The sequence below is a fragment of the Solitalea lacus genome (genome assembly GCF_022014595.1).
GTDB classification, from domain to species: Bacteria; Bacteroidota; Bacteroidia; order Sphingobacteriales; family Sphingobacteriaceae; genus Solitalea; species Solitalea lacus.
This window is the reverse complement of sequence record NZ_CP091740.1, coordinates 3,694,560-3,711,775: the sequence shown is the minus strand read 5'-3', so window position 1 is coordinate 3,711,775 and position 17,216 is coordinate 3,694,560. Positions and strand designations below refer to the sequence as shown.

Genomic DNA, 17,216 nt, shown 5'->3' with positions numbered 1-17,216 from the left:
TGTGGCAGCCTCCTTTTATCCTTTAAAAAATAATCATGAACTTAAATAAAATAAAACTTGGCGGGATCCTAACCCTTGCCATCATTTTTTCGATCAATATATCTAAAGGATTTGCACAGCATACGAAATCTGCAACTGTTACCGATAAGGCCGAATTAGCAATACTCCGTGCGGCAGTAGAGAAAACTCCTGATAGCCTTAAGGTACATCAGGCTTATATCAATGCTGTGGGGTTTGAAAGTACGGAGCTTGAAAAGCAATACGCCCAGTGGATGAAGAAATATCCAAAATCTGCTGCGGTTCCTTACGCTCTGGGAAAAGCCTATGAAGATCAGGAGAGCCCCAAAGCCAAGCCTTATTTGTTAAAGGCGGTAGAACTTAATCCGAAGTTTACAGAAGCCTGGGGAGGCTTATGGATTGATGCTGAACGTTGGGGCGATTTTGCTGCAGGTAGAGATTACCTGGCAAAGGCAGTAGCTTCTGATCCGTCAGACCCCAGATTTGCTTTTTACTATGCTTATTCGTTCAGTGAGATTGATCCGGCAAAATATGTAGCCTTGAGCCTTGCTGTTGCTAAAAAATTCCCTGAGCATGAAAGGGGAGCGCAGGCCTTATACTGGCTTGGAGCCAGATCAAAGAATGTTGAGGATAAAATGAAGTATTTTGAGCTTTTACGTACCAGTTATTCGCCTGCTAAATTCAATTGGTCGTCAAGCGGGATGTCTTCTTATTTCAATATCCTCCTTTCTGAGAATCCTCAAAAGGCAGTTGAGTTGGCACAGGAAATGAAAAAGGATAAAAAGGATGACAAGGAATGGACAAATCTTGCCGTGCAGGCTCAAAACCTGGTTGAAGCAAGGAAATTAATGAGTCAGAAAAAAGCAAACGAGGCCCAGGCTCTTTTAAGTCAGGTTAAGCTTCCTAGATACAGTGGCTTTAACAAAGAACTACTTTTGCTAAAAGCCGAGGCTGATCATATTGCAGGTAAAACCAGCGCGGCCTATGATAGCCTGATCGTGGCATTTGCCAAAAGCCCTTCCCCTAAACTAAAATCGGTAATAACAACTTATGGAAACGAGCTGGGTAAAAATAGTGGTCAGGTTGATGCTGATATTTGGAAGCGTTTAAGTGCTTTAGCTAAACCAGCCACTCCTTTTACCTTAAAACAATACCTTAATACCGGTAATAAATCACTGGCCGATTACAAAGGTAAAGTGGTATTGCTTACCTACTGGTTTCCGGGATGCGGCCCATGCCGTGGTGAATTTCCTCATTTTGAAAACGTGGTCAGAAAATTTAAAGGCCAGGATTTGGCTTATGTCGGCATCAATATCGCATCCGAACAAAACGACTACGTAGTTCCCTTTATGAAAAGCAGTGGTTATAGCTTTACACCATTGGAGGATGTAAAAGGCAGAGAAAAAGGGAATTTGGATAACGGGAGAGCAGCACCCGTGAATTTCCTTATCGACCAGGATGGCCGACTTATCTTCTCTAATTTCAGAACGGATGGAGACAATGAGGATGAACTGGAGTTAATGATCAATACTCTATTGTCAAATGGCACTAAAACAGCTGGAAATGAAAATAACTAGAATATTTATCGCTTTATTTTGTTTTGGAGTACTAACCACCATTAGTGCATCAGCACAACAAAAGGCAGGTTGGATTACGTTGAAGGGTCAGTTGGAGGGCTTTAGCAATCAGGTAGAAGTTGAGGATATGTCGGAGTTTCAATACCTGTTGCCTCCCTCTTCAGACCGGATGATAGTGCCCGATGCAAATGGTAATTTTAGCCTAAAGTTTAAGGCAACTGCACCCAATTATTATAGGTTGGGCCGAAATGCACTTTATCTTTCTCCGGGCGATGATTTAACCGTTTTGATAGATAAGGGAGATCCCCGAAAAGCTTCTTTTGAAGGAAAGGGGGCTGCTGCAAATAATTACATGAAAAACACGCCCTTTCCTAAAGGAGGATCTTTTATAGAGGCAGGCAGGCAGGTTAAGGACAGCCCGGCTGCTACCATAGCCGCTGTTGAGGAAAAAGCCCTGCAGCGTACTCAACAATTGGCATCACTTACCAGTGTATCTGCCGAATTCAGGCGACTGGAAAATGCACGTATTAAGGCTGATTTGATCAATAGTCTGTATGTCGGAGAATCCTACAGTATCGGTAAACTGAAATTGAAGAATGAAGAGGCAAAAAAATTCTCTGAGGCTTATAATAAGGCGATTTTACCGAAGGTAAAGGAGTATGCCAAAGGGTTTACGGATGCCTCGCTTATGAAACTGGTGGTTTATCGTGATATTGCCGAAGAAATTGTAAAGGAGGGTGGGAAACCATATGATGTTCAGGTAATTAAAGATTGGTACCTGGCCAGTGAGATGGTTGGGAAAATGCAAAAACTAGGTAATAAGCAACAACTGGCATCCTTCAAAACCAAATTGTCGGAAATTACAACCCCTGCCTATAAAAATGCCGCCGATAAAATGCTGCGGCAGCTCATGGCTTTTGGAAAGGGAGACACAGCTGTTGATTTTACAGCTATTGATTTGGCTGGAAATAAAGTGAATTTGAGCAGCTTGAAGGGAAAAGTGATTTATGTTGATTTATGGGCTACCTGGTGCGGTCCCTGTATGCAGGAAATGCCTCATTTTGAAAACCTAAAAGCACAATATAAAGATAACCCAGCTGTGGTTTTCGTTTCTTTATCAATTGATGATAGCGAAGACCTGTGGAAGAAAAGTGTGGAAAACCGGAATGCAGATGGCTGTCAATGGCTCATTAACAGGTCTAAATTGCAGGCTTATAATATTGTAGGCATCCCACGTACTTTATTAATTGATAAGGATTTTAAGATTGTTGATATGGACGCACCAATGCCTTCAGAAAAAGAAGTTACAAAAGCTATTGATGAGCTGCTGAAATAAACAATTGCCGGCAAGGATGAATTGCGGTTATAAGAGGCAGCTGTTAAAATTCAAAAGTCCCCCGTTTGAAGGACAAGAGGACAGGAAGTACTAGCGATTGGCAAGGACGGGTGACTGCGAATCTGAAAGAAAGGAGTTTTTGGGCTCCATAAAAAGACCAGCATTATCAATCGATGATGCTGGTCTTTTCACATAGGAATGAATTAATTTTTTGAATAAACATCAATGGATTTTAAAATTAAGTCCGAATAGTTGTAAATGTCATCTAATGAACCAATTTCACTTTTAATTTCTTTTCTTTCTTCATTGAATGTTGTTATGTACTTTTTCTTTCCATTGAAATACAATCTACATATCGGTTTTCTGTTATTGTCATCTAGAAGAATTGCAAAGTACGACTGTGCATCTCTGTGAACAATCCGATGACTGCCAATCTTTGATCTTACAATTGATTTTACAATAAAAAATGCCTCCAATTCTTCTTCTGTCGTTACAATTTTCCCTTCCTCATTTGGCGGAATAATCGAAGGTGTGTTTTCACCATTCATTTCTTTTTCTTCGTTTTTTATTGCCGATTTAAACCTGTCTGTTATTAAATCATTGATATGTTGAGTGATCGATTTCCGGGTGAGCTGGGTGAATTGATCAAGAATTTTTGGAGTAACGATGCTAGGATAAACCTGTTTTGCAAAATGCCTTACCAGGGTTTCGCTTGGGTTAAGGAATTCTACAGAAATCAAGGATTTTAATTGGTTCATGTATTTAAGTTCACTTGCAGTATTGAAAATGTTCTCAATATTGAAATAAGACTTATGGAACTTCTTTAATTCTTCGATTTGTGTTTCTTTGATTTCAGCAATATTAAATTCAAAGAATGGTTTTTCGTCCATTTTATTGGCCTCCACCAAATCAGTGTAAAATTTAAAATGAATGCCATTGGTTAGAATAGAGAACTTTGCCTTGGTGCAATGAAAGTATCGGAATAATTGAGAGTTGTGTGGTTCAAGATTTTCAAGGTGGTGTTTGCATTCGATTAGAATGATAGGTTCACCCTCTTTCATGATAGCATAATCAACTTTTTCGCCTTTTTTTATTCCTAAATCTGCTACAAACTCAGGATTCACTTCAAATGGATTGAATACGTCATAACCGAGTAACTGAATAAAAGGCATGATTAGGGCGTTTTTAGTAGCTTCTTCAGTAGCAATTTGAGGGGTAAGTTTTTCTACGCGGCCACCTAGCTGCAATACTTGATCTTTAAAGTCCATAGATAAATTAACTGTTTAAGGTTCATTAATATTAATAGTATAAATTGATTTTTGCTATCAATAATTAAACCATGTTTAACTAATTTTCTTTACACTATAAAAGGAGTCCTCTTTCCACGGTAAAAAGAGATTTTTAGAGTCCATAAAAAAGAGGATAGAATTAGGAGCTTTTAGGCTCCATGCAAGGGTACATCATAGGTATCTTTATTATCTGCTGTCTTGCCATCGGTGATGTTTACTTAGGCCGGCAAATGACCATCATAATCCAGCAGCGTGTGCATTTTAACAGCTCCTTTCGCTGTTTTGTATTTTGCCCAATCGAATAAGGAAAGACACAGACTAATGGTGGTGGAATCCAACAGGAAGATCTTGGACTTGATCCTGAACTTGATCCGTTTGAAGTCCGCTTGCTGTCCCAGACTTTGTAATAAGCAGAAATAGTAGGCTTTAAAAATGCTATAATCCCTGGGTTTGTTCTGGTAACTGTTTAATTTTTAGCGGTCTAGTTTGGAGATGATTTGAGAAAATAGCGTTATGTTTACCATCAAAGGGTGGGGGTGTTTTGTGCACCTCAAAGGTAACTTTGAGTTAAATACCTTCCCTTTCTTTTTTATCGTTTAGGACGCTATTGGACCCATCATTTTAAAACTATTAATCTATGAACCGAAAAGATTTTTTACACAACAGCTTAATAATTGGTGGTGCAAGTATTTTGCCTGCGAACTCATTGCTTGCAGCCTCCATAAGTGATGGAGGTATTGACAAATTAGCAGATGCCAATGGAATTTTTATTCAACAGACTTTACCTTATGCTGAAAACTTTTTGGAGCCATATATGGATGCTGAAACGTTGCATCTTCATTACACATTTCATCATGGAGGGGCTGTAAAGGCTGCTAATAAAGATCTTCAAATGATTAGAAGGTCATTAGATGAAAATAATTTAGAAACGGTTGATTTCTGGACAAAGAAATTGGCTTTTCATTTTTCTTCACATATTCTCCATTCCATTTTTTGGACAAATCTCAGCAATAAACAATCTGCACCAACTGGTGATTTATTGAAGCGAATTGAAAAGAACTTTGGTAGCTATGATAAACTAAAACTATTGATTGCTTCGACTTCCAAAAATGTAGACGGCAATGGTTGGGGTATATTAGGTTACCAACCTTATTCAAATTCATTAACCATTTTACAGTGCGAAAATCATGAAAAACTAACGCAATGGGGAGTAATCCCTTTATTGGTTATCGATGTCTGGGAACATGCCTATTATTTGAAATATAAGAACAAAAGGGCTGATTTTGTTGATGCACTTTTTAATATTATCAATTGGGATAATGCCGCACAACGGTTAGATATTGCTTTGAAATTGAAATGATCTAACCTGATCATCTTTGGTTAGTGCACCTGTTCCTCTTCTTTCCAGGCCGAGCTGATAGAGTAGATACCGTTAGAACACACAAAAAAATACCCAAAATGTTCGTTTTGGGTAGATTTGGGCTAAAGGATATTTGTAATTAGTGACCCCGGAGGGGCTCGAACCCTCGACCCGCTGATTAAGAGTCAGCTGCTCTACCAGCTGAGCTACGGAGTCATGGTGTTAGTGCTGGTACACACCAACTAAATATAAGCAATTTCTAATAAGAAAGAAATTTAACTCTGAAGTTCGCTTAACTCTAACCAACGAAGTTCTTTTTCTTCCAATGATTCGACAATTGTTTCCATTTCAGTCGAAAGTTTGTGCAACTCATCCGAGTTAGCTGAAGGGTTTTCGAAAATTGATGTAATTTCAGCTTTACGACTTTCAAGTGTTGCAATGTCCTTCTCTAATTGTTCAAACTCTTGCTTTTCTTTGAATGACATCTTGCGTCCTTTTTCCGCAGGCTTATTCTCTTTCTTCTGTTCTTCAAACTCTTGTTTTCTGTTTTTTTCTTCTAATTTCTGACTCTCAATCCCCGACTTTTTATTCGCTGCTTTAATCAGCATGTAATCACGATAATCACTGTAATTTCCATTGAAATCGGTGATAACCCCATCTCCTTCAAAAATGAATAAGTGATGGGTAAGTCGATCCATGAAGTAGCGATCATGCGATACAATCAGTAAACATCCCGGAAAATCTTCTAAAAACTCCTCCAAAACCTGCAAGGTCATAATGTCAAGGTCATTTGTGGGCTCGTCGAGAATCAAAAAGTTCGGATTTTTCATCAGTAAGGTGCATAAATACAAACGACGGCGCTCACCTCCTGATAATTTTGAAACGTAAGTGTATTGCTGGTCTCCGGAGAAGAGAAAACGCTCTAATAATTGAGCTGCTGTAAGACTCTTTCCTTTAGCCATAGGGATAAACTCGGCAATGTCTTTTACCACTTCAATAACTCGCTTATCCTCGGGTAATTTCATGCCGTCCTGATTGTAGTAACCAAACACTACAGTTTCTCCGGTTACAATTTTACCACCTTCAGGAGCTATCTCTCCAGTTAACAATTTTAAAAAAGTGGATTTTCCCGCTCCGTTAACACCAACTATTCCAATGCGGTCGTTTCGCTTAAATACGTAGCTGAAGTTATCAACCATACTGCGGTCGCCAAAACTCTTTTTGAGGTGGTGCAGTTCAAGTATTTTGCCCCCTAAGCGATTCATCTGAATGTCGAGCTGGACTTTTTTATCTTCCAAACGCTGTTTGGCGACTTTTTCAGTTTCATAAAACGAATCGATGCGAGCTTTTGATTTTGTTCCGCGGGCTTTGGGCATACGGCGCATCCATTCCAGTTCACGGTTAAAAAGGTTCTTCGCCTTATCAATGGTAGCAGCCGTTGTTGCTTCCCGTTCAGCTTTCTTCTCTAAAAAGTAACTGTAGTTTCCGTTGTACGAGTATAACTGACCATTTTCCAGTTCCAAAATCTGGTTGCAAACCCGGTCTAAGAAATAACGGTCGTGGGTAACCATTAAGAGTGTTACTTTTTCCGATTCAAGGTATTCCTCAAGCCATTCCACCATGTCAAAATCAAGGTGGTTGGTGGGCTCGTCTAAAATCAGTAAGTCAGGGTTCTGGACTAAAGCCATTGCCATAGCAACGCGCTTCTTTTGTCCTCCTGATAAAGAGCTGATGATTTGATGAAGGTCAAATATTTTCAATTGACCTAAAATTTGTTTGATGCGCTGCTCATAATCCCAAGCCTGATGAGCATCCATTTGATCTATTGCTTTTTGCAAGCGCTTGGCATCCTCAGGGTGTTCAAGAGCCAACTCATAATTCATGATGGTTTTCAATAAAGGATTTTCAGCATCATAAACAGCATCAAAAATTGTTTTATCTTCTTGTAATTCTGGTTCCTGATCAAGAAATGCTATTTTGATATCCTTTCTAACAGAAATTGAACCACTGTCTGGCGCATCTTTTCCAGCAAGTATTTTTAGAAGAGTTGTTTTTCCGGTTCCGTTTTTGGCAATTAAAGCCACCTTTTGCCCCTGATTAATTCCGAAAGTAAGATTGCTAAACAGAACGCGTAAGCCTAATGATTTTGTAATATTTTCTGCTGAAAGGAAATTCATGAAATCAATATTTTTGAAAAGGCGAAGTTAGCTATAAGTTTTTGCTCATTCAGTGTACTTTTTATCAGTTAATTTCGTATCTTATTTATAGAGAAAATGAAAATTGATTCAACTGAAAGTATTGTTTTTTGATAGAGAATTACCATGTTTATCTTAAATGCATATTAATACTGTTCAAGTTGGATAATTGCATGAAAAAATCATTTCAAACATATGAGGAGACTTATTTATTTATTGCCTTTGACCGTTATTTTGCTATTGGAAGGATGCTCATCAAAAACTTTTCAAAGTACTTACAGAACGCGTCCTGTTGTTGCTGATGGTAAACTTGATGATTGGAGCTACGCTATAGAAGATGAGAATGTGGATAAGAGCGGAAGAGTAAAATATGCTATTGCCAATGACAAGGAAAACATTTACATAGCTATGCGTATTTTTGATAAAACTACCCAAGCCAAGATGTTTTTAGGTGGGATGAAGATGTTTTTGGATAGTTCACTTCAAAAACAGCAAACAGTAGCAATTGAGTTTCCTTTAACTAATAAGTTCAAACCAGGCGAAAAGCCTAAATGGGACTTTAAACCAGGGGAGCGTTTAGGACTTAAAGACTTACACGTAAGAGCAAAGGAAAATAACCAAGAGATGAAGGTTATTGGTTTTTATGCATTTGCCAACGGAAAGCAAGCGTTAACCGATAATAAAAGTGGGATTTCAATAGGTTTTGATTGGGATGAGGACAACGCTTTGATTTATGAAGTGATTATTCCGTTTAAGGCTTTTTATGGATCTGTTTTTAAAGCTAAGAAACCTGAAATTGGTATAGGACTGAAAATTGAAGGTATAGATAAAAATATATTGCCAGAGAAAAATATGTATGCAATGATGCACCAAGGAGGAAGAAAAGTAAATGGAACAGTAGGGATGAATGGTGCGAGTGGCCTGCCAACTCAAGCTGAGGATCAGTTGGCGATTTATACCGAGCCTATAAAGTATGATCTAAAGTTGCAATTAGCTGTTCGTTAGTTAACCTTATGAATATTAAAAAAAGGCTTGCAACTCAATTGCAAGCCTTTTAACTATGCTTCTACTGGAATTTCGGAGTGTAAGTCAACTTTTATTTCTTTATCCTGTTTGGATTGGTGCGTAACATATTTGTTTATCCAAAACATTAGGAAAGCTGCTACAATCATGGCAGCAATAACCACATAGCCTAGCGTGTCGTAATGGTTTAGTTTGCCCGATGAAGTTTCAACCACAATTAACGAGGCAACATAAGCGGCAATTCCTCCTGAAATTTGTTGCACGGCAGCGTTGATACTCATAAAAGCACCTCGATCCTGAATTTGCGGAACCGCCGTCATTAACGCAGAGGCTGCAATCATTCGAGATGAAATGCCGACAAAAAGAATAACATTTATAAGAATGACTAGCCAAAGCGGAGTTGTTTCTAAGTTGGTGTATATGGCCACCATTATAATGCTTATGATTGAGCCTGCCACAAACATTTTATACTTACCAATCTTATCACTCAGTTTACCTGTAATTGGTCCGAAAAGCATTGAAAATACACCGGTTACGCCATACAATATAGGTAACTGTTCCATTGTTAGTCCCATATTGTGTATACCAAATGCGCTTCCAAAGGGCATTAGCATAAAACCGCCTGTTGCCAATAACGTGGTTCCTAAAAATGCTCTGATATAATTTGGTTTTGAAATTGTTGCTGCCAAGTGCTTAAAGGCACTGCGATCGTGCTGTACTTTAAGGTGTTCATTTACCGGACGCATATAAATTAGGATAAGCATACCTAAAATGGCTCCGAAGCCAGCAATCATCCAAAAAGGTGAATGCCACCCAAATTTGTTGGCCAGTAACAGGCCAACAGGAATGCCCAGCACCTGACTAACTGCAAATGCCATTTGCACATAACCCATAACGCGGCCACGGACTTCCAGTTTAAACAAATCTGTAATAATTGCAAAGCTTATTGAGCCAATCACGCCTCCAAACAAACCTGTTATAATACGAGCAATTAATAGAAAGTGAAAATTTGGAGCCACTGCACAAAAAGCGGTTCCTATAATAAAACCAGTGTAAAAGAATAATAGAAGCTTTTTACGGTCAAATTTATCAGCAAAACCTGCGGCCAACAGGCCTGCAGCTCCTGCACTAAAGGCATAAGCAGATACTACTAAGCCAAATTGTCGGGTGCTTACATTCAGTTCTTTCATTAAAATAGCCCCTAAAGGAGATAAAACCATGAAATCGAGAATGATGGTGAATTGTAGAATTGCAAGTATGGCGATAATGAATACTTGGTAACTGGAAAATACTTTTTCTTTTATGTGTTGCTGTGTTGTCATTTTCAATAATTTAAAAAGTTTTTTTACCCTGTGTTTTAAGCATAGTGATTAAATTTTCTGACTAGGATTGAGGTTTCCATTCTTAAAACTTTATCACATCTTCAGATCAACGCTTCTGCGTTGAATGGAGTTGGCATGATTAAAACAGGCAATGTTTTTCAGTCTTTTTTTTGGTTTTAAAAATTAAGGTGGACGTGTGCATATGTATTCATGTTTTATATTTGGTAGTTTATGGTTTTAGTCCTTTTAACACTAATTGAAGCGTTTGGTTCATTAATTCTTCATTCAGCTCAAATTTTTTTGAAGCATAACTCTTGCCTTGGGAGTGAAACTTCATTAGCTGAAACAAAGGGGCAAAAGCCATTGACCAATACACTTCAAAGGGGAGTTTTACAAGTTCGTTCCTTTCTATTGCATTCTGAACAAAGCGGCTCATGGTTTCTTTAAAGCCCGATTTAATTAAGTCGGAAACTTTACTGAAAACCGGAGAGTATCTTAAATGTTCAATAAACTGAACATCAAATGGGTTTTCTAAAAAAAATGCGGCTCTGTTTTTCCACTGAACCTTCATTCCTTCTTCAAAACTCATTTCAGCAGAAAAATTGCTTAGGCTGTAGACTTGCATTTTGTTAAAAACCTCCATACTTAAACTTACAACAAGATCTTCTTTGTCTTTGTAATAAATATAAAGTGTTGCGGGAGACACTCCGGCAGCCTTAGCCAGTTTTTGCATACTGAAACCTTCCAATCCATTCTTTGCGATCAGTTCAATAGCTTTTTGACGTATGGTCAACTCTTTATGCTCGTCTCGTGTTCTCATGTATCCGACAAATATAAATGAATGTTTATTTATTTATATTTGTCAAATAAAAATTTGACATTAGATTGTATATGTTATAACAATGATTTTACAATGATATTTCAATCGCAAAATTAACTTTGGGACATAAGAAAAAATCCATGAAGAAAGTTTTACTATTTAGTTTATTCAGCTTGCTTGCAGCAATTGGTTATGCGCAAATGCCTGGAGGGGCGGCAAAAGGAAGCGGCAAAGTGAGTGGAGTTGTTCTTGATTCGGTAAATCAAAAACCGGTCGAGTTTGCCACAATAGCATTATTGCGCTGGGCTGACTCTAAATCGGTGAACGGAGGATTAACTGATGAAAAAGGTTCGTTTAAACTAATTGGAATAGCTAACGGCGAATATAAACTCGTTGTTTCATTTATAGGTTATCACGCTTCTTCAACAAAGAAAATTGTTGTTTCCGATGCTAATAATGATTTGAAACTTGGTAAAGTTTTGCTTAGGGCAGAAGGCAAACAATTAAACGAAGTTACCGTGGTGGGCCAAAAAGCTTTAGTGGAGAATAAGATAGATAAAATGGTTTACAATGCCGAAAAGGATGTGACATCTAAAGGTGGTGATGCGGGAGACGTTTTGCGTAAAGTGCCAATGGTTAGTGTTGATATGGACGGTAACGTAGAGCTACGCGGAAGTTCAAATGTACGGGTATTAATAAATGGAAAACCTTCAACTATCGTAAGTAATAATGTGGCTGATGCCATGAAAATGATTCCTGCCGACCAGATAAAAAATGTTGAGGTTATTACTAGCCCGTCGGCCAAGTACGATGCCGAAGGATCTGCTGGTATCATCAACATTGTGACCAAGAAAACTGACGTTGCCGGCGTTACAGGTAATATCAGCTTAAATGTGGGTACACGATTTAATCGAGGTAATGGTAATATCAACTTTAAAAGAGGGAAGTTGGGCTTTAATTCGGGCTTTAGTGGAATGTATTTAATTCCACAAAACGGAGCAAATACTTTTACTCGTACTGATTATTCAGATGCCAGTAATATTAAATACAGCAACCAAAATGGAACCGGAAAAAGCGATCGTAAAGGAGGAAGTGTGAACTTTGGGGTTGATTATGAGATTAATAAAACCAATAACATTACCAGCAGTATAAAAGTTAATAATTGGGGAAACGGGACAGGCGCGATGGTTTTGGCGACTCAATCAAATTCAGTTGAAGGGGTTCAGCAAGCATTTAATCGTAATTCAATTAATAATTCTGGGCGAACTGGTATTGATTGGACTACCGATTATAGAAAAACATTTAAAAAACCTCAACAAGAATTAGGTTTAAGTTTTCAGTTGAGCAAGGATAAAAACCAAACAGATTACGAGTCAATATATGATGGAGTAGTGAACTTTCCTGATAGTGCTGAACGTAGTTTCAATGATGGAGCTAACCGTGAGTTAACCTTACAAGCTGACTATGCTCATCCTATTTCAAAAAAGTTGCTGCTTGAAACCGGGGCTAAATCAATTTTGCGGGACATTACAAGTAATTCGATTTACGAAGTTTTATCTCCATTGGAAGGATACCTGCCTGTTGTGAATCGTTCAAACCAGTTTGACTACGCTCAAAATGTATTTGCAGGATATGCTTCTTTTGCCTTGACATTAGAAAAGGGATACGCTATCAAAGCCGGAGGTCGTTTTGAACGCACTGAAATTAGTGGAAGCTTTGTTTCAAGTGAACTCAATAGCATAAACAACGGTTATAATACCTTTATCCCGAGTGTAACTTTAGCAAAAACATTTAAGGATTTATCTTCATTAAAATTAAGTTATAGCCAACGTATTCAGCGTCCGGGCTTACGTTTCCTGAATCCGTTTGTAGATGCTACCGATCCGCAAAACATTTCATTTGGTAACCCATATTTATCGCCAGAAAAAACTAATTCATTTGAGTTAGGGTATTCTAAGTTTATGGGCAAAACATCTGTCAATGCTTCAGTTTATTACAAAAATACTTTTGATATAATTGAAAGTGTGGTAGGGCCTGTTCCTGGCAGGAGTGAAATTTATGGAACAACGTATATGAATATTGCAGGTAGCTCTTCTGTAGGGGTGAATCTTTTTGGATCGGTTCAGTTAGGACAATATTTTACCTTGAGGGGTAATGCCAATGTTTATACTTACAATGTTGATGATTCAAATATTAAGACTACTTACAGTAATAGCAGTGTGTTGTATAGTATTAACGGAAATGCATCATGGAATTTACCTCAAAATTTTGCAATTGAAATGTTCGGGATGTTCAATTCTCCGCGCCGTACCATTCAAGGACAAAATCCATCATTCTCTATGTTTAATATTGGATTTAAGAAAGAGTTCATGGAGAAACGCGCAAGCTTAGGGTTGAATCTATCAAATCCATTCAGTAAAAACCGTGAGTTTATCAGTAAAATAAATGGTAATGGTTTTGATCAATACAGTGAGCGTCAGGTTCCGTTCCGTTCAATTGGGGTATCACTTAGCTACCGTTTTGGGAAAATGGATTTTGGACAGGGTAGTAGCGGCGGCCAGCGTAAAGGTAAAGGCCAGGGTGGAAAAAAGAATGGAATCAATAACGATGATATAAAACAAGAAGAAGATTCTCAGGGCGGTGGCGGCGGAATGAGTAATTAAAACCGCTTTGTAATAAAGAGAACGAGGTCCATGAAATCAATCATGGACCTCGTTCTCTTTAGTTCTTTTTGATTTCCTTTAAGTTCAATAAGTTAAGGGCATTGGTTCGATATCCTGAAATATTGTTTTGGTACATGTTTACCAATTGATCATAGAATAAAGGAACTACCGGGGCTTCATTCATTACTAAATTATCCATTTCGCGGTACAAATTGTAGCGGAGCGAGTCATTGGTTTCGTAATATGATTTCTCAAAAAGGATATCAAATTTTTTGTTTTTAAAACTTGTATAGTTAGGGCCTATTGGAACATAATTTTTTGAGTAGAATACCGACAGATAATTCTCTGCATCCGGATAATCGGCAGACCATGAACCGCGGAAAAAATTAATACCATTCTTAGAAATCATCTCTCGAAGGCTGGCTCCGGGCTGAACTTCAACCTTCGTTTTAATACCCACTTCGTTTAACTCTCCCTGTACAAATTCAATTAAGTCGCGGTAGGTGGTGGTGGTATGCAAAGTTATTTCCGGCAGTCCCTTGCCATTAGGGTGGCCCATTTGCGTTAATAGTTGTTTCGATTTTTCTGGCTTGTATGTATATCCCTGAACTTTGTCTTCATCAAACCCAGGCATGCCCTTGGGTATAAAACCTTGATAAGCGGGAGTGCCAATGCTGTTGCGCAGATATTTTACCATTTGATTGCGATCAATAGCATAGTTAATGGCCTGGCGGAAGCGTTTGTCTTTAAATGGACTGTTTTTTACAATGGCTGCATTACTGTCTACCAACATGCCAATATATTCGGTATTTAGGTAGGGGCCTTTGATCAGTTGAAATTTGCCACGGTATTTTTCCTGTAACTTACCGGATTTAGTTAAAATATCATCTCGATAGCTTCCGTCAATGCTGTTAAAAAAGTCAAGATTATGCTTTATGAACTCCATAAAGGCCGTTTGCTTATCAGCAATAAAGGTGATTTTTACAGCATCGAGGAACGGTAAGCGTTCATTGCCTCGTTTTTCCCAATAATTTTCATTTTTCAGGAAAACCAATATTTCTCCTTCTTTCCAATATTTAAACTTGAAGGGACCCGTTCCTACCGGGTGGTTGCGGAAATCTTTTCCATAAAACTCAGCCACTTCATGAGGTACAACTGTACAGTATTGCGCTGTTAACAAGCTTGGGAAAGCAGGGAAAGGACGTTTTAAATTGATTTGGAACGTTGAGTCATTAATGGCTTCAAATGGTCTGCTATCGCTTATTTTGTCATTAAAAATCCATGCTCCTGATGAAGCCACTTTAGGGTCAATAATTCTCCCGAAGCTGTACACAAAGTCGGAAGCAACTACTTTTCGTCCCTTGCCGTCGGTAAAACGTTCATTGTCGTGAAAAAACACATCATTTCTTAGGTGAAAAATATAGGTTAATCCATTATTAGTTATTTCAAAGCCGTGTGCAATTGCAGGCACTGCGGTTAGACTGTCGCTAAGCTGCAACAAACCATTATACAACATGTTATCACACCATATATTGTTATTGTTGCGGGCAAAAGCAGGATCGAGTGAAGTAACTCCTTGATCGAGGTTAAGATTAAAGACTTTTTTGTCAGTACTTTCTTCGTTGGATGTACAAGCAACAGTGAAAGAAAGAATAAATAAAGTGACTAAAGAAACAGGAAATAACCCTTTTAAAAAATTCATTTATAAATCTGATATTTTCTAAGGTAGTTAGCTAATTATTGTTCGATGCCATAATTAATTAAATTCTACCTTTGCACTGCAAAATAAGCTAATTCATCTAAAATATGCATAACCGCGCACAACTATTAGGGAATGTTTCAGACGAAATTCGTGAAGACCTTGAAACTCGTATCGATATTATAGAACATAAACTGAAGTATGTAACCGATAAGCCGGTTGTGGCAATAGTTAACAGTTTGGAGCCTTTGAGTTTAGCCACAGTTGATAAAAATTTGTTAAGCTTGGTAGGAGGGAGTGCGACCGATGCAACAAATCTGATCAGTTGGGAAGATTTAAAAGCAATTGATCCGGAAATTTTAGTATTTGCCATTCCCGGAAGCCCCATTCCTCAAACATTATCCTTGGTGTTTGAAAAAGTCCCAATGAGTAGTTTGGGCGAATTGTTTGCAATGAAGAGCAACAGGGTTTTCATCGCTGATTCACATCTTTTTTATGACCTAACCGGTGAAGCTTTGGTTGACCATTTAGAGCTAATGGCCGAAATTATAAACCCTAAACAGTTTTATTTCGGTTTTGAAGGAGATGGTTGGGTGAAGTTAGCCCTATAAAAAACATAGAATTTGTTTGAATTGTTAAAATATTTCCTCAAATAAAGGGGAAACTTATTCCTCGATTGTAACTAATCTATAGACCAATAAACCTATTTAAAGCAACCTGTAAAAAAGATTTATTATCCATAGTTGCTGGCAGTCAGCTTTTAATGGATAAATCGAGCTAGTTATTAAATTGTTGTTTAAACATACATGTTAATCCGCCCGGATTTTGCGTTATCTAGAAATAGATTAAACACAACTAACCCAGGTATGAAACATGTATTTTGCATCCATAGCAATATCACATTTTTAGTAGCTCAGTCTATTATAAAGCAAGAACAAATTCCTGAAAGTCAATGCGTGTTACTTTTATACCGGGGATTTACCCCAGTTGACACAAATGCCGTTTTTTTACCTGAGCAAATGATAAATATACCAACCCTAAACAAGGTCAAAAAAAGGGTGCTATCAGCTGTTAAGAATCGAAAAACCATTCAGAGTTTTCTCAAGTTGTTAAACCCATATATTCAGCATAGCCAATTTGTGGTTTACACACCTCATCTTGACATGGACGGAATCGCTTCAATTATTGATCATAGAAACTGTAGTGGCTATTTCTTTGTTGAAGAAGGATTTGCTTCCTATTTAAATTCCAGTTATCTCAAGCCATTTATACGTAAATACTCTAGTCAAGTTTTTTCGAAATGGTATTGGAAACTGCTTACGCTGACTTACTCATATAAACATTCCAGATTTTTTGAAATTCATAATAATTATTTGGGATGTTATGCTGTTTCAGATTGTGCTTTCCAGGACTTTCCTAAGCGAAACAGAATAAATATTGAATCGGAAGAAATATCAAGACAGGTTGATTTACATAACAAACCAATACTGGTCTTTGACGCTTTATTAGAGTTTAATTTGATAGATAATATGACTTTTGAGCATGCGCTTAAAAAAATGTTTATGCATGTGAAAGGACTTGGGTATTCTGAACTCTATATTAAATATCACCCTGAGCAATATGGGAAGAAAAGTAAGAAGAGGTTAATTGATAACCTGATTGCTAAATATGCAAATGGTATTGACTTGATCGAAGTTGATAAGGAAGTTGTATTGGAACAGGTATTTATGTCCCAGAAGCCCATAGTTTATTGTATGGTTAGTAGTTTGGGCTTATATGCTTCAATGATGCAATGTAAAGTTTACTCAACATATAATAAACTGATGAGAAAAGGCCCTAACCGCCTGATTCCATTGCCGTCAAACCTGATTTCAAATTGGACAATGCTATAAACTAAACAGCACCTTAAGATAT

At 37.8% G+C, this 17,216-nt stretch carries 12 protein-coding genes, 1 tRNA gene and 1 pseudogene; 7 read left to right on the top strand and 7 right to left on the bottom strand.

Annotated elements, in window-relative coordinates; all coding sequences use genetic code 11:
• The first annotated feature begins 35 nt into the window (after positions 1 to 35).
• Both L2B55_RS15940 and L2B55_RS15935 read left to right on the top strand, forming a co-directional pair.
• Complete coding sequence (locus L2B55_RS15940) at positions 36 to 1,595, top strand: TlpA disulfide reductase family protein (protein ID WP_237847171.1); 1,560 nt, start codon at positions 36 to 38, stop codon at positions 1,593 to 1,595.
• Positions 1,582 to 2,931 carry a TlpA family protein disulfide reductase gene (locus L2B55_RS15935; protein ID WP_237847170.1) on the top strand — a complete coding sequence of 450 codons (1,350 nt, stop codon included), beginning with the start codon at positions 1,582 to 1,584 and terminating at the stop codon, positions 2,929 to 2,931. Before L2B55_RS15940 ends, L2B55_RS15935 begins: the two co-directional genes overlap by 14 nt.
• Before the next feature lie 203 nt (positions 2,932 to 3,134).
• Here the strand turns inward: L2B55_RS15935 and L2B55_RS15930 are convergent, their stop codons facing one another.
• Entirely contained in the window at positions 3,135 to 4,199 is a 1,065-nt protein-coding gene (locus L2B55_RS15930; protein WP_237847169.1) for a type I restriction endonuclease, read from the bottom strand.
• Positions 4,200 to 4,441: 242 nt separating this feature from the next.
• Positions 4,442 to 4,558: pseudogene (locus tag L2B55_RS15925) on the bottom strand (IS4 family transposase); the annotation flags it as partial.
• 299 nt (positions 4,559 to 4,857) lie between these two features.
• On the opposite strand from L2B55_RS15925, the gene L2B55_RS15920 reads away from it, so the two are divergent.
• Positions 4,858 to 5,580, top strand: a complete 723-nt coding sequence (locus L2B55_RS15920) for a superoxide dismutase (protein ID WP_237847168.1) — start codon at positions 4,858 to 4,860, stop codon at positions 5,578 to 5,580.
• 143 nt (positions 5,581 to 5,723) lie between these two features.
• Here the strand turns inward: L2B55_RS15920 and L2B55_RS15915 are convergent.
• Together L2B55_RS15915 and L2B55_RS15910 are read right to left on the bottom strand one after the other, a co-directional pair.
• A tRNA-Lys gene (locus L2B55_RS15915) sits at positions 5,724 to 5,796 on the bottom strand.
• Between the two features lie 59 nt (positions 5,797 to 5,855).
• The gene (locus L2B55_RS15910) at positions 5,856 to 7,757 is read right to left on the bottom strand and encodes an ABC-F family ATP-binding cassette domain-containing protein (protein WP_237847167.1); all 1,902 of its coding nucleotides are present in this window, start codon (positions 7,755 to 7,757) and stop codon (positions 5,856 to 5,858) included.
• 213 nt (positions 7,758 to 7,970) lie between these two features.
• Between L2B55_RS15910 and L2B55_RS15905 the strand changes: the two genes are divergently transcribed.
• Complete coding sequence (locus L2B55_RS15905; protein WP_237847166.1) at positions 7,971 to 8,780, top strand: hypothetical protein; 810 nt, start codon at positions 7,971 to 7,973, stop codon at positions 8,778 to 8,780.
• A 53-nt stretch (positions 8,781 to 8,833) separates the two neighbouring features.
• On the opposite strand, the gene L2B55_RS15900 is transcribed toward L2B55_RS15905, so the two are convergent.
• Positions 8,834 to 10,120 carry an MFS transporter gene (locus L2B55_RS15900; protein WP_237847165.1) on the bottom strand — a complete coding sequence of 429 codons (1,287 nt, stop codon included), beginning with the start codon at positions 10,118 to 10,120 and terminating at the stop codon, positions 8,834 to 8,836.
• 229 nt (positions 10,121 to 10,349) lie between these two features.
• Positions 10,350 to 10,940 carry a TetR/AcrR family transcriptional regulator gene (locus L2B55_RS15895; protein ID WP_237847164.1) on the bottom strand — a complete coding sequence of 197 codons (591 nt, stop codon included), beginning with the start codon at positions 10,938 to 10,940 and terminating at the stop codon, positions 10,350 to 10,352.
• 140 nt (positions 10,941 to 11,080) lie between these two features.
• On the opposite strand from L2B55_RS15895, the gene L2B55_RS15890 reads away from it, so the two are divergent.
• Complete coding sequence (locus L2B55_RS15890) at positions 11,081 to 13,603, top strand: TonB-dependent receptor (RefSeq protein WP_237847163.1); 2,523 nt, start codon at positions 11,081 to 11,083, stop codon at positions 13,601 to 13,603.
• A 58-nt stretch (positions 13,604 to 13,661) separates the two neighbouring features.
• Here the strand turns inward: L2B55_RS15890 and L2B55_RS15885 are convergent, their stop codons facing one another.
• On the bottom strand, positions 13,662 to 15,305 hold the full coding sequence (locus L2B55_RS15885; RefSeq protein ID WP_237847162.1) for an ABC transporter substrate-binding protein: 1,644 nt from the start codon (positions 15,303 to 15,305) through the stop codon (positions 13,662 to 13,664).
• A gap of 104 nt (positions 15,306 to 15,409) precedes the next feature.
• Between L2B55_RS15885 and L2B55_RS15880 the strand changes: the two genes are divergently transcribed.
• Both L2B55_RS15880 and L2B55_RS15875 read left to right on the top strand, forming a co-directional pair.
• Positions 15,410 to 15,913, top strand: a complete 504-nt coding sequence (locus tag L2B55_RS15880; protein WP_237847161.1) for a substrate-binding domain-containing protein — start codon at positions 15,410 to 15,412, stop codon at positions 15,911 to 15,913.
• A 255-nt stretch (positions 15,914 to 16,168) separates the two neighbouring features.
• Positions 16,169 to 17,194, top strand: a complete 1,026-nt coding sequence (locus tag L2B55_RS15875; protein ID WP_237847160.1) for an alpha-2,8-polysialyltransferase family protein — start codon at positions 16,169 to 16,171, stop codon at positions 17,192 to 17,194.
• Positions 17,195 to 17,216 lie beyond the last annotated feature (22 nt).